Origin of the sequence: Kitasatospora sp. NPDC059973 (assembly GCF_042737525.1) — a bacterium.
In the GTDB taxonomy this organism is placed as follows: Bacteria; Actinomycetota; Actinomycetes; order Streptomycetales; family Streptomycetaceae; genus Kitasatospora.
Genome location: NZ_JBHWUI010000004.1, coordinates 52651 through 66506 on the forward strand (window position 1 = coordinate 52651; position 13856 = coordinate 66506).

Consider the following 13856-nt stretch of genomic DNA (forward strand, 5'->3'; position numbering starts at 1 on the left):
ACCAGCGGCTCCGGAGGGAAGTGACTCCACGTGAGTCGAGGCGGCCCGGCGGTGTCCGGGCCAGTGCAGTACCCGGTGGGCGTTCGCGTCCGCCGGCTACCGGGAGGAGTCTCCGATTCGGTTTCCGAATCAGAGCTGGACAGCAGTGTGCCGTTTGGCTACACTGTCCCTTTGCGCTGCCTGTTAGCTGCTCCGTGACTCGTCGCCCGGAGTTTGCGTTGCCCTGAAGGGGTCTGGCACCGCCTCCGCAAAACGGCTCTGACCTCGGGTTTCACGACCCGGCAGAGGCCAGTGGCGAGGGAGGTGGGACCAAGCCTTTCCAGGCCCGGCCGGTACGCGCGCAGTGAGCTCCGAGCCCTCGGAAGGACCCCCCTCTTGGCCGCGCCGCGCAACGCCTCGAACAATTCCGCCGCATCCACCGCCCCGCTCCGCGTCTCGTTCGCGAAGATCAAGGAGCCCCTCGAGGTCCCGAACCTCCTGGCCCTGCAGACCGAGAGCTTTGACTGGCTGCTCGGCAACGCGGCCTGGAAGGCCCGGGTCGAGGCGGCCCTGGAGAGTGGTCAGGACGTCCCCACCAAGTCCGGTCTGGAGGAGATCTTCGAAGAGATCTCGCCGATCGAGGACTTCAGTGGGTCGATGTCGCTGACCTTCCGCGACCACCGTTTCGAGCCGCCGAAGAACTCCATTGACGAGTGCAAGGACCGCGACTTCACGTTCGCGGCCCCGCTCTTCGTCACGGCCGAGTTCACCAACAACGAGACCGGTGAGATCAAGTCTCAGACGGTCTTCATGGGCGACTTCCCGCTCATGACCCACAAGGGCACGTTCGTGATCAACGGCACCGAGCGTGTCGTCGTCTCGCAGCTCGTCCGCTCCCCGGGTGTGTACTTCGACTCCACCCTGGACAAGGTGTCCGACAAGGACATCTACTCCTGCAAGGTCATCCCCTCGCGTGGTGCCTGGCTGGAGATGGAGATCGACAAGCGCGACATGGTCGGCGTCCGCATCGACCGCAAGCGCAAGCAGTCCGTCACCGTGCTGCTCAAGGCCCTCGGCTGGACCAACGAGATGATTCTCGAGGAGTTCGGCGAGTACGAGTCGATGCGCGCCACCCTGGAGAAGGACCACACCCAGGGCCAGGACGACGCGCTGCTCGACATCTACCGCAAGCTGCGCCCGGGCGAGCCGCCCACCCGCGAGGCCGCGCAGACGCTTCTGGAGAACCTCTACTTCAACCCGAAGCGCTACGACCTCGCCAAGGTCGGCCGTTACAAGGTCAACCGCAAGCTGGGCAACGCCGAGTCGCTGGACTCCGGCGTGCTCACCGAGCCCGACATCATCGGTGCGATCAAGTACCTGGTGAAGCTGCACGCGGGCGAGACCGAGTGGCGTGACACCGAGGGCCGCGACATCGTGGTCGAGGTCGACGACATCGACCACTTCGGCAACCGTCGTCTGCGCAACGTCGGCGAGCTCATCCAGAACCAGGTCCGTACGGGTCTCGCCCGTATGGAGCGCGTCGTGCGCGAGCGCATGACCACCCAGGACGTCGAGGCGATCACGCCGCAGACCCTGATCAACATCCGGCCGGTCGTCGCCTCCATCAAGGAGTTCTTCGGCACCAGCCAGCTGTCGCAGTTCATGGACCAGACGAACCCGCTGTCGGGCCTGACCCACAAGCGCCGTCTGTCCGCCCTCGGCCCCGGTGGTCTCTCCCGTGAGCGCGCCGGCTTCGAGGTCCGTGACGTGCACCCCTCGCACTACGGGCGCATGTGTCCGATCGAGACCCCGGAAGGCCCGAACATCGGTCTGATCGGGTCGCTGGCCTCGTACGGCCGGGTCAACGCGTTCGGCTTCATCGAGACCCCGTACCGCAAGGTCATCGAGGGTGTCGTCACCGAGCAGGTCGACTACCTCACGGCCGACGAGGAGGACCGCTACGTCATCGCGCAGGCCAACGCCCCGCTGACGGCGGAGCTGACCTTCGCCGAGCCGCGTGTCCTGGTCCGCCGCCGTGGCGGCGAGATCGACTACATCCCGGGCACCGAGATCGACTACATGGACGTCTCGCCGCGCCAGATGGTGTCGGTCGCGACCGCCATGATCCCGTTCCTCGAGCACGACGACGCCAACCGCGCGCTCATGGGCTCGAACATGATGCGCCAGGCGGTGCCGCTGCTGAAGAGCGAGGCTCCGCTGGTCGGCACCGGCATGGAGTACCGCTGCGCCGTCGACGCCGCGGACGTCATCACCGCCGAGAAGGCCGGTGTCGTCCAGGAGGTCTCGGCCGACTACGTCACCGTGGCCAACGACGACGGCACGTACACCACGTACCGCGCCGCCAAGTTCACCCGCTCCAACCAGGGCACCGCCTTCAACCAGAAGGTGCTCGTGGACGAGGGCGCCCGGGTCGAGGTCAACCAGGTGCTGGCCGACGGCCCGTGCACCGACGAGGGCGAGATGGCCCTCGGCAAGAACCTGCTCGTGGCGTTCATGTCGTGGGAGGGTCACAACTACGAGGACGCGATCATCCTGTCGCAGCGCCTCGTGCAGGACGACGTCCTCTCCTCGATCCACATCGAGGAGCACGAGGTCGACGCCCGTGACACCAAGCTCGGCCCCGAGGAGATCACCCGGGACATCCCGAACGTCTCCGAGGAGGTCCTCGCCGACCTCGACGAGCGCGGCATCATCCGGATCGGCGCCGACGTCGTCACCGGTGACATCCTGGTCGGCAAGGTCACGCCCAAGGGCGAGACCGAGCTGACCCCGGAGGAGCGCCTGCTCCGCGCGATCTTCGGTGAGAAGGCCCGCGAGGTCCGCGACACCTCGCTGAAGGTGCCGCACGGTGAGTCCGGCAAGGTCATCGGCGTCCGCGTCTTCGACCGCGAAGAGGGCGACGAGCTGCCCCCGGGCGTCAACCAGCTGGTCCGCGTCTACGTGGCCCAGAAGCGCAAGATCACCAACGGTGACAAGCTCGCCGGCCGTCACGGCAACAAGGGCGTCATCTCGAAGATCCTGCCGGTCGAGGACATGCCGTTCCTGGAGGACGGCACCCCGGTCGACATCATCCTCAACCCGCTGGGTGTCCCGTCCCGAATGAACCCGGGACAGGTCCTGGAGATCCACCTCGGGTGGCTCGCCAAGCAGGGCTGGGACGTCTCCGGCCTCGCCGACGAGTGGGCCCAGCGCCTCCAGGCGATCGGCGCCGACACCGTCCAGGGCGGCACCAACCTCGCCACCCCGGTCTTCGACGGCGCCCGCGAGGACGAGATCACCGGCCTGCTGGACAACACCACCCTCACCCGTGACGGTGAGCGCCTGGTGAACTCCACCGGTAAGGCCCGGCTGTTCGACGGCCGCTCCGGCGAGCCGTTCCCGATGCCGGTCTCGGTCGGCTACATGTACATCCTCAAGCTGCACCACCTGGTCGACGACAAGCTGCACGCCCGTTCGACCGGCCCGTACTCGATGATCACCCAGCAGCCGCTGGGTGGTAAGGCGCAGTTCGGTGGTCAGCGCTTCGGTGAGATGGAGGTGTGGGCCCTTGAGGCGTACGGCGCCGCCTACGCGCTGCAGGAACTCCTCACCATCAAGTCCGACGACGTTCTCGGCCGTGTGAAGGTCTACGAGGCCATCGTCAAGGGCGAGAACATCCCCGAGCCCGGCATTCCCGAGTCCTTCAAGGTGCTCATCAAGGAAATGCAGTCGCTCTGCCTCAACGTGGAGGTGCTGTCCTCGGACGGCCAGTCCATCGAGATGCGGGACTCCGACGAGGACGTGTTCCGCGCCGCCGAGGAGCTCGGCATCGACCTGTCCCGGCGCGAGCCGAGCAGCGTCGAAGAGGTCTGACGGAGGCAGGGCCGGCTCTTCACCACTGGGAGCCGGCCCGCCCCCAGGCCCCCCTCAGACCACATGAACGACTCTCGACTTACGAAAGAGGGCTTGACGACCAGTGCTTGACGTCAACTTCTTCGACGAGCTCCGCATCGGCCTGGCCACCGCCGACGACATCCGCCAGTGGTCGCACGGCGAGGTCAAGAAGCCGGAGACCATCAACTACCGCACCCTGAAGCCCGAAAAGGACGGACTCTTCTGCGAGAAGATCTTCGGTCCGACCCGGGACTGGGAGTGCTACTGCGGTAAGTACAAGCGCGTCCGCTTCAAGGGCATCATCTGTGAGCGCTGCGGCGTCGAGGTGACCCGCGCCAAGGTGCGCCGTGAGCGGATGGGCCACATCGAGCTGGCCGCCCCGGTCACCCACATCTGGTACTTCAAGGGTGTCCCGTCCCGCCTGGGCTACCTGCTCGACCTGGCGCCGAAGGACCTCGAGAAGGTCATCTACTTCGCCGCCTACATGATCACCTGGGTGGACGACGAGCGTCGCCAGCGCGACCTCCCGTCCCTGGAGGCGCACGTCTCGGTCGAGCGCCAGCAGATCGAGAACCGCCGCGACTCCGACCTCGAAGCCCGCGCCAAGAAGGCCGAGACCGACCTGGCCGAGCTGGAGGCCGAGGGCGCCAAGGCCGACGTGCGCCGCAAGGTGCGCGAGGGTGCCGAGCGCGAGATGAAGCAGCTGCGCGACCGCGCGCAGCGCGAGCTCGACCGCCTCGACGAGGTGTGGGCCCGCTTCAAGAACCTCAAGGTCCAGGACCTGGAGGGCGACGAGCTGCTCTACCGCGAGCTGCGCGACCGCTTCGGCACCTACTTCTCCGGCTCGATGGGCGCGGCGGCCCTCAAGGACCGCCTCGAGACCTTCGACCTGGCGGAGGAGTCCGAGCGCCTGCGCGAGATCATCCGCACCGGCAAGGGCCAGAAGAAGACCCGTGCGCTGAAGCGCCTCAAGGTCGTCTCCGCGTTCCTGCAGACCACCAACAAGCCCAACGGCATGGTGCTGGACTGCGTCCCGGTCATCCCGCCGGACCTGCGTCCGATGGTGCAGCTGGACGGTGGCCGCTTCGCGACCTCCGACCTGAACGACCTGTACCGCCGCGTGATCAACCGCAACAACCGCCTGAAGCGCCTTCTCGACCTCGGTGCCCCCGAGATCATCGTGAACAACGAGAAGCGCATGCTCCAGGAGGCCGTCGACGCGCTGTTCGACAACGGCCGTCGTGGTCGCCCGGTCACGGGCCCCGGCAACCGCCCGCTGAAGTCCCTCAGCGACATGCTGAAGGGCAAGCAGGGTCGTTTCCGTCAGAACCTGCTCGGCAAGCGAGTCGACTACTCGGCCCGTTCGGTCATCGTCGTCGGCCCGCAGCTCAAGCTGCACCAGTGCGGTCTGCCCAAGGCCATGGCGCTGGAGCTCTTCAAGCCGTTCGTGATGAAGCGCCTGGTGGACCTGAACCACGCGCAGAACATCAAGTCGGCCAAGCGCATGGTCGAGCGTGCCCGCCCGGTCGTGTGGGACGTGCTCGAAGAGGTCATCGCCGAGCACCCGGTGCTGCTGAACCGCGCACCCACCCTGCACCGCCTCGGCATCCAGGCCTTCGAGCCCCAGCTGGTCGAGGGCAAGGCCATCCAGATCCACCCGCTCGTCTGCACCGCGTTCAACGCGGACTTCGACGGTGACCAGATGGCCGTCCACCTGCCGCTCTCCGCGGAGGCGCAGGCCGAGGCCCGCATCCTGATGCTGTCCTCGAACAACATCCTGAAGCCGGCCGACGGTCGCCCCGTCACCATGCCGACCCAGGACATGGTGCTGGGTCTGTTCTTCCTGACCTCGGACCGCGACAACGTCAAGGGCGCCGGCCGCTCCTTCTCCTCGACCGCCGAGGCCGTCATGGCCTTCGACGCCAAGGAGCTGGACGTCCAGGCCGTCATCGACATCCGCCTGCCGATCGGCACCGTCCCGCCCCGTGGCTGGACCCCGCCGGTCGACGAGGACGGTCAGTCGAACTGGTTCGAGGGCGAGTCCTTCCGCCTGAAGACCACCCTGGGCCGCGCGCTCTTCAACGAGCTGCTGCCCGAGGACTACCCGTTCGTCGACTACGAGGTGGGCAAGAAGCAGCTCTCCGCGATCGTCAACGACCTGGCGGAGCGCTACCCCAAGGTCGTCGTCGCGGCGACCCTGGACAACCTGAAGGCGGCCGGCTTCCACTGGGCCACCCGCTCGGGTGTCACGGTCTCGATCTCCGACGTCGTCGTCCCGCCGAGCAAGCCCCAGATCCTCGAGGGCTACGAGGCGAAGGCGGAGAAGGTCCAGCGTCAGTACGAGCGCGGCCTGATCACCAACGACGAGCGCAAGCAGGAGCTCATCGGCATCTGGACCCAGGCGACCAACGAGGTCGCCGAGGCCATGAACGCGAACTTCCCGAAGACGAATCCCATCTTCATGATGGTCGACTCGGGTGCTCGTGGAAACATGATGCAGATGCGTCAGATCGCCGGTATGCGTGGTCTGGTGTCCAACGCCAAGAACGAGACGATCCCGCGTCCCATCAAGGCGTCGTTCCGTGAGGGCCTCACCGTTCTCGAGTACTTCATCTCGACCCACGGTGCCCGTAAGGGTCTGGCCGACACCGCGCTGCGTACCGCCGACTCCGGCTACCTCACCCGTCGTCTGGTCGACGTCTCCCAGGACGTCATCATCCGCGAGGAGGACTGCGGCACCGAGCGCGGCCTCAAGCTGGCGATCGGCACGGTCGAGAACGGCGTCCTGCGCAAGACGGACGACGTCGAGACCAGCGTCTACGCCCGCATGCTGGCCGAGGACATCACGGTGGACGGCAAGCTCCTCGCCACCGCCAACACCGACCTCGGTGACGTGCTGATCGACGAGCTGATCCGCCACGGCATCAGCGAGGTCAAGACCCGCTCGATCCTGACCTGTGAGTCGGCCGTCGGCACCTGTGCCTTCTGCTACGGCCGCTCGCTGGCCACCGGCAAGCTGGTCGACATCGGTGAGGCGGTCGGCATCATCGCCGCCCAGTCCATCGGTGAGCCCGGTACCCAGCTGACGATGCGTACCTTCCACACCGGTGGTGTGGCCGGTGACGACATCACGCAGGGTCTGCCCCGTGTCGTCGAGCTCTTCGAGGCCCGTACCCCCAAGGGTGTGGCCCCGATCTCGGAGGCGCAGGGCCGGGTCCGCATCGAGGACACCGAGAAGACCCGCAAGCTGGTCGTCACGCCGGACGACGGCACCGACGAGATCGCCTACCCGGTCTCGAAGCGTGTGAAGCTGCTCGTCAGCGAGGGCGAGGCGGTCGAGGTCGGCCAGAAGCTGACCATGGGTGCCACCAACCCGCACGACGTGCTGCGGATCATGGGCCAGCGTGCCGTCCAGATCCACCTGGTCGCCGAGGTCCAGAAGGTCTACAACTCGCAGGGCGTGTCGATCCACGACAAGCACATCGAGATCATCATCCGGCAGATGCTGCGCCGCGTGACGATCATCGAGTCGGGCGACGCCGAGCTGCTCCCGGGCGAGCTCGTCGAGCGCGGCCGCTTCGAGACCGAGAACCGTCGTGTGGTCTCCGAGGGCGGTCACCCCGCCTCCGGCCGTCCGCAGCTGATGGGTATCACCAAGGCCTCGCTGGCCACCGAGTCCTGGCTGTCGGCCGCCTCCTTCCAGGAGACGACCCGGGTCCTCACCGACGCGGCGATCCACGCCAAGTCGGACCCGCTGCTGGGCCTCAAGGAGAACGTCATCCTCGGTAAGCTCATCCCGGCCGGTACGGGTCTGCCCCGCTACCGCAACATCCGGGTCGAGCCGACCGAGGAGGCCAAGGCCGCGATGTACTCGGCCGTCGGCTACGACGACTACGACCTGTCGCCCTTCGGCGCCGGCTCCGGCCAGGCGGTCCCGCTGGACGACTACGACTACGGCCCCTACACCGGCTGAGTCGACGGTCCCTGAACCGCCGGGCGGTCACCCCTCACGGGGGTGGCCGCCCGGCGGCGTTCCCGGGGCCTTCCGGGGGCCGCTCCGCGGGCCGGGCGCGGGCCGGCGAGGACTCGGCGGGGGGGGCTCCGCACCGGCTCCGCGGGGCCGGTGGCGGGGGCGAATATCAAACCGATTAGGTTCCCCGGACGAAGTCGCGTAGAGTCGTGTTTACCGACGCGGGGTGGAGCAGCTCGGTAGCTCGCTGGGCTCATAACCCAGAGGTCGCAGGTTCAAATCCTGTCCCCGCTACACAGTGAAGGGCCCGGAGGCATTCAGCCTCCGGGCCCTTCGGCGTTCCCGGGTCGCCCGCCTCCCTCGCGCGGGGGAGCCGGGGGAACCGCTCGGGAGGGCGAGGCGCCGGCCGGGGGCGGCGGGGGAGGCTGGGCGGCGTCGGAACGACGGACGTGGAGGGGAGCCGGCGATGAAGCGGGTACTGGGTGCGATGGCGGTCACCGGGGCGGTGCTGGCCGGGGTGTCGGGCTGTCTGCCGGGCGACGAGCAGCGGCGGGACGTCGGCTACGGCGTGGACGGGCCGGTGCGGGAGCTGGTGGTCGAGGGGCGCACCGGCGGGGTCACGATCCGCGGCGGCGGGGAGGCGGTGCGGGTCACCGAGCACCAGAACTACCGGGGCGCGGCGCCGACGAGCAGCCACGAGGTCCGGGACGGCACCCTGACGCTGCGCTACGACTGCGACGACTGCGGGGTCGGGTACGAGGTGGACGTGCCGGCCGGCACCCGGGTGCGGGTCGGCACGGAGACCGGCGGGGTGCGGCTGACCGGGCTGGCCGCCGAGGTGGAGGTGAAGGCCGGCACCGGTGGTGTGGAGGCGAGCGGGCTGACCTCGCCGGTGGTGCGGCTGAGCACCGGGACGGGCGGGATCGAGGCCTCCTTCGCGGGGAGCCCGACCACCGTGGAGGCCCGGGCGAGGACGGGCGGGGTCCGGGTCCGGGTGCCGGCGGGGCAGGCGTACGCGGTGGACGCGAGCGCCGGGACGGGCGACGTCTCGGTGGAGGTGCCCCGCGCGGCGGGGGCGGCGCGCAGCATCACGGCGCGGGCCGAGACCGGCGGCGTGACGGTCGGCGGTGCCTGACGGGCCGGTGCCCACGGTGCTGCCGGTAGGGCATGATCTTCTCCGCGGGGGCGGGGTCCCCGGGTACGGGGGGTACGTGGACGAGGACCGGTTCGCGCCGGGGCGGGCCTGGCGGGCGCGGTTCGCCGGGGTGAGCCCCTACGTGCTGGACACCCTGCTGGCCGTCGGATCGGCCGGGGTCTCGTTCTGGGCGGTGTACCACGACGACGTCACCCGCCCCTGGTGGGTCTATCTGCTGGCGCTCGGCACCGCGCTTCCGCTGCCCTGGCGGCGGCGGGCCCCGCTCGCCGTGATGGCCGTCAGCGGCGGGGTGTCGGCGGTGCTCTCGGTGGTGGCGCACCCGGTGATGCCGCAGCTGCCGCTGTACGCGGTGATCACCGTGTACACGGTGGCCGAGCGCGCGCCGGACCGGCAGCGCTGGGCGGTGCTGGCCGTGGTGGTGGCGGCCAACGTGGTGGGGACCCACTCGCTCAACGGCATGCTGTTCTCGCTGCTGACCTCGGTCGGTGCCTTCGTCTTCGGCTCGCTGGTGCGCGAACTGCGCCGGCTGGCGCAGGTGGAGGCGGAGCGGGCCCGGGAGGCCGGCCGGCGGGCGGCCAGCGACGCGGCGCGCGCGGTGGCGCAGGAGCGCGGCCGGATCGCCCGGGAGATGCACGACATCCTGGCGCACGCCGTGTCGCTGATGGTGATCCAGGCGGAGGCCGGCCCGCTGGTGGTGCACAAGGACCCGGAGCGGGCGATCAGGACCTTCGACACCATCGCCGACTCCGGCCGGGACGCCATGGTGCAGCTGCGGCGGGTGCTCGGGGTGCTGAAGGAGGACGGCGCGGCTCCGGAGCTGGCGCCGCAGCCGCGGCTGGCCGAACTCGCGGGCCTGGTCGAGCGGGTCCGCGGGGCGGGACTGCGGGTGGAGCTGGAGCTGGACCCGGAGGGCACGCCGGGCCCGCTGCCCGCGGACGTGGAGGCGGCCGCCTACCGGATCGTGCAGGAGGCGCTGACCAACACGGTCAAGCACGCCGGGGCGGACCGGGCGGCCGTGCGGGTGGTCCGCTCGGGCGGGGTGCTGGAGATCGTGGTGTCCGACAACGGGCGCGGGGTGCGCCGGCCGGCGGACCGCGCGGCGGACTGGTCCGGCGGTCGCGGGCTGGTCGGCATCCGGGAGCGGGCCGCGGCCTGCGGCGGGCGGGCCGAGGCCGGGCCGGGACCGGAGGGGAACGGCTTCCTGGTGAGTGCCAGGCTGCCGCTGGGCGAGGACGCGTCGAGGGAGGGGGGTGGGCCGGTGAAGCCGATCCGGGTGGTCGTCGCGGACGACCAGGAGCTGGTGCGGGCCGGGTTCGGGATGATCCTGGACGCACAGCCGGACATCGAGGTGGTCGCGGAGGCGCGCGACGGCGCCGAGGCGGTCGAGGCGGTGCGCGAGCACGGCCCGGACGTCCTGCTGCTGGACGTCCGGATGCCGGTGATGGACGGCCTGGAGGCGGCCCGCCGGGTCTGCGCGGACCACCCGGAGACCAAGGTGATCATGCTGACCACCTTCGACATCGACGACTACGTCTTCGACGCGCTCTACGCCGGGGCGAGCGGGTTCCTGCTCAAGGACGTCCGCCGGGACGACCTGGCGCACGGCGTGCGGATGGTGGCCTCGGGCGAGGCGCTGCTGGCGCCGTCGGTGACCCGCCGGCTGATCGGCGAGTTCGCCGCCCGCCGGCCGGGCGGGGCCAGGCCGCCCGCGCAGGGCGTCCGGGCGCCGTCCCGGCTGCTGGAGCAGCTGACCCTGCGGGAGCGGGAGACGCTGCGGCTGCTGGCCCGGGGGCTCTCCAACGCGGAGATCGCCGCCGAGCTGGTGGTCAGCGAGCACACCGTGAAGACGCACGTCAGCAATGTGCTGGGCAAGCTGGGGCTGCGGGACCGGGTGCACGCGGTGGTGTTCGCGTACGAGGCGGGGGCGGTCGTCGCGGGGGAGGGCTGACCGCGGCCCGGCCCGGGGGAGTCCCCCGCGCGGGGGAGCCGGCGGGATCGCCGGGGCGGGTGATCCGCGACGAGGGGCGCGGCGGACAGCATCCGGAGTGTCGGAAACGCACTCGCGGAGCGGAGAACACCCATGACCGTCACCAGGCTCGACCGCCTCACCCCGATCGCCGCCGTCGGCGCCCCCGTCCTGATGGCCCTGTACGGCGGTGTCCGGCTGCTGGAGGGCTCACGGGAGCCCGGCCCCGGCTGGACGGTGGGCCACGCCCTGATGCTGGCGGGGCTGCTGCTGTTCGGTCCGCTGCTCGCCGCGCTGCGCGGGCTGCTGGCGCCGCGCCGTCCGGCCGGCCGGATCGCCGCGAACGCGGCCACGGCGGTGGCCTTCGCGGGACTGGCGGCCTCGGTGGTCCAGATCGGGATCGACCTGTACGTGGGGGCGGTCGCCGTGGACAAGGCCGACCAGCACCGGCTGTTCGACGGCATCCAGAGCCGGCCGGGCGTGCTGCCGGCCTTCTACTCGGTCGGTCCGCCGCTGTTCTACGTCGGCCTGCTGGCGCTGCTGGTCGCCGCCTCGGCCGGGGCGACCCGGGCGCTGCGGTGGTGGAGCCCGGTGCTGGTGCTGGTCGGGACGGCGATGACGGCCGCCGACCTGGCGCTGATCCCGCCGGCCGCCGCGCTCTACCTGGCGGCGCTGGCACCGCTGGCGGGGTTCGGCGGGGTGCGTCGCCCGGTCGCGGCCTGAGCGGGCGGGCCGTTCGCACGGGGGTGGGGCGGCCGGCCCGTCGTGCCCGGGGAATTCCGGTGGCGGCGCGCGGCGGCGGGCCCGTAACGTCCCGGGCATGACCGCCAAGCGTCCACTGATCGCCGTTCTCACCGGCGCCGGCGTCTCCACCGACTCCGGCATACCCGACTACCGCGGCCCGAACGGCCTCTGGCAGCGCGATCCGCGGGCCCAGGAACTCGTCACCATCGGCCCCTACCTGGCCGATCCGGACGTCCGCCGCCGGGCCTGGCTGCTGCGCCGGGACACCGGCGCGCTGGCCGCCGAGCCGAACGCCGGCCACCTCGCGCTGGTCGAGCTGGAGCGCAGCGGCCTGCCGGTGCGGGTGCTCACCCAGAACGTGGACGGCCTGCACCAGCGGGCCGGGCTGCCCGCCCGCAAGGTGCTCGAACTGCACGGCACCGCACGGGAGGTGGAGTGCGTGCGCTGCCACGTCGTCGGTCCGACGGCCGAGGCGCTGGAACGCGTCGCCGCCGGTGAGCCGGACCCGGCCTGCCGGGCGTGCGGCGGGGTGCTCAAGCCCCGCACGGTGATGTTCGGCGAGGCGCTGGACCCGGTGGTGCTCCAGCGGGCCGACGCGGTGGCCCGGGCCTGCGACCTGTTCGTCGCCGTCGGGACCAGCCTCCAGGTGTACCCGGTGGCCGCCCTCCCGCAGATCGCGCTGGAGTCCGGTGCCCGGCTGGTCGTCGTCAACGGCGAGCCCACGCCGTTCGACGAGGCGGCGGACGAGGTGATCCGGGAGCCGATCTCCACCGCGCTCCCGGCCCTGGTCCGCCGGCTGGTGGCCGAGCAGGCCTAGTGGACCGGACCGGCCGCCTGCGTACGATGATCACCCCGGCTCCCCCTCAGGCCAGGAGTGATCGACCGATGACGACGACGGCGAAGTTCGACCCCTGGTCGGCGGCGTTCGTGGCCCACCCCTACGACGCGTACAGCGAGCTGCGCGAGCACGCCCCGGTGACGTACTACGAGCCGACCGGTCAGTGGCTGGTGTCCCGCCACGAGGACGTCAGCGCGCTGCTGCGGGACCGGCGGCTGGGGCGGACGTACACCCACCGCTTCACCCACGAGGAGTTCGGCCGGCCCGCGCCCGACCCGGCGCACGAGCCGTTCCACACCCTCAACGACCACGGGCTGCTCGACCTGGAGGCGCCGGACCACACCCGGATCCGGCGGCTGGTCTCCAAGGCCTTCACCCCGCGCATGGTCGAGGGGCTGCGCCCGACCGTCCGGCGGCTCGCCGCGGAGCTCGTGGACGGGCTGCTCGCGGCCGGCGGCGGCGACCTGGTCGCCGCCGTCGCCGAGCCGCTGCCGGTCGCGGTGATCGCCGAGATGCTGGGCGTACCGGAGGGCGACCGGCACCTGCTGCGGCCGTGGTCCGCCGACATCACCGGCATGTTCGAACTCAACCCGACCGAGGAGGCCGCCCGCCGGGCCGTCACCGCGAGCACCGAGTTCTCGGACTACCTGCGCGCCCTGATCCGCGAGCGCCGGACCGAGCCCGGCGGCGACCTGATCAGCGCGCTGATCCAGGCCCAGGAGGGCGCCGACGCGCTCAGCGAGCAGGAGATGGTCTCCACCTGCGTGCTGCTGCTGAACGCCGGCCACGAGGCGACCGTCAACACCACCGGCAACGGCTGGTGGGCGCTGTTCCGCAACCCCGGTGAACTCGCCCGGCTGCGCGGCTCGGTGGACGAGCTGCTCCCCACCGCGGTCGAGGAACTGATGCGCTGGGACACCCCGCTCCAGATGTTCGAACGCTGGGTGCTGGAGGACATCGAGGTCCGCGGCGTCACCGTCCCGCGCGGCTCCGAGGTCGCGCTGCTCTTCGGCTCCGCCAACCGGGACCCGGCCCGGTTCGCCGACCCGGACCGGCTCGACCTCGGCCGTGCCGACAACCCGCACGTCACCTTCGGCGCCGGAATCCACTTCTGTCTCGGCGCCCCGCTCGCCAGACTGGAGCTCACCGAGTCCTACGGCGCACTGCTGCGCCGGGTGCCCGGCCTGCGGCTGGTCCGCGAGCCGCGGTGGCGCCCGGGCTACGTGATCCGGGGGCTGGAGGAACTGCTGGTCGAGATCTGAGGGGGAGCCGTGGACAAGGCGACCGGAACACTGCTGGGCCTGGCGCT

The 13856-nt window shown here is 70.8% G+C and carries 7 protein-coding genes, 1 tRNA gene and 1 pseudogene; all 9 read left to right on the forward strand.

Features of this window, described 5'->3' with window-relative positions; translation table 11 throughout:
- Positions 1-375 precede the first annotated feature (375 nt).
- The 9 genes and pseudogenes from rpoB (at position 376) to ACFWA9_RS01990 (ending at position 13809) form a co-directional block, all read left to right on the forward strand.
- The gene (gene rpoB / locus ACFWA9_RS01950; protein ID WP_329488165.1) at positions 376-3852 is read left to right on the forward strand and encodes a DNA-directed RNA polymerase subunit beta; all 3477 of its coding nucleotides are present in this window, start codon (positions 376-378) and stop codon (positions 3850-3852) included.
- 103 nt (positions 3853-3955) lie between these two features.
- The gene (locus tag ACFWA9_RS01955; protein WP_329488164.1) at positions 3956-7846 is read left to right on the forward strand and encodes a DNA-directed RNA polymerase subunit beta'; all 3891 of its coding nucleotides are present in this window, start codon (positions 3956-3958) and stop codon (positions 7844-7846) included.
- 217 nt (positions 7847-8063) lie between these two features.
- Positions 8064-8137, forward strand: a tRNA-Met gene (locus ACFWA9_RS01960).
- Positions 8138-8309: 172 nt separating this feature from the next.
- Positions 8310-8978 (forward strand): DUF4097 family beta strand repeat-containing protein, encoded by a 669-nt coding sequence (locus ACFWA9_RS01965; protein WP_380382370.1) that lies wholly within the window; start codon positions 8310-8312, stop codon positions 8976-8978.
- 478 nt (positions 8979-9456) lie between these two features.
- Positions 9457-10212, forward strand: a pseudogene (locus ACFWA9_RS01970) (sensor histidine kinase); the annotation flags it as partial.
- 60 nt (positions 10213-10272) lie between these two features.
- Complete coding sequence (locus ACFWA9_RS01975; RefSeq protein ID WP_380382432.1) at positions 10273-10947, forward strand: response regulator; 675 nt, start codon at positions 10273-10275, stop codon at positions 10945-10947.
- Positions 10948-11079: 132 nt separating this feature from the next.
- A complete protein-coding gene (locus ACFWA9_RS01980; protein ID WP_380382372.1) occupies positions 11080-11688 on the forward strand; it encodes a hypothetical protein in 609 nt (202 codons plus the stop codon).
- Between the two features lie 97 nt (positions 11689-11785).
- Positions 11786-12526, forward strand: a complete 741-nt coding sequence (locus tag ACFWA9_RS01985) for a Sir2 family NAD-dependent protein deacetylase (protein ID WP_329488158.1) — start codon at positions 11786-11788, stop codon at positions 12524-12526.
- Positions 12527-12594: 68 nt separating this feature from the next.
- Positions 12595-13809 (forward strand): cytochrome P450, encoded by a 1215-nt coding sequence (locus ACFWA9_RS01990; protein ID WP_380382374.1) that lies wholly within the window; start codon positions 12595-12597, stop codon positions 13807-13809.
- Positions 13810-13856: the final 47 nt, after the last annotated feature.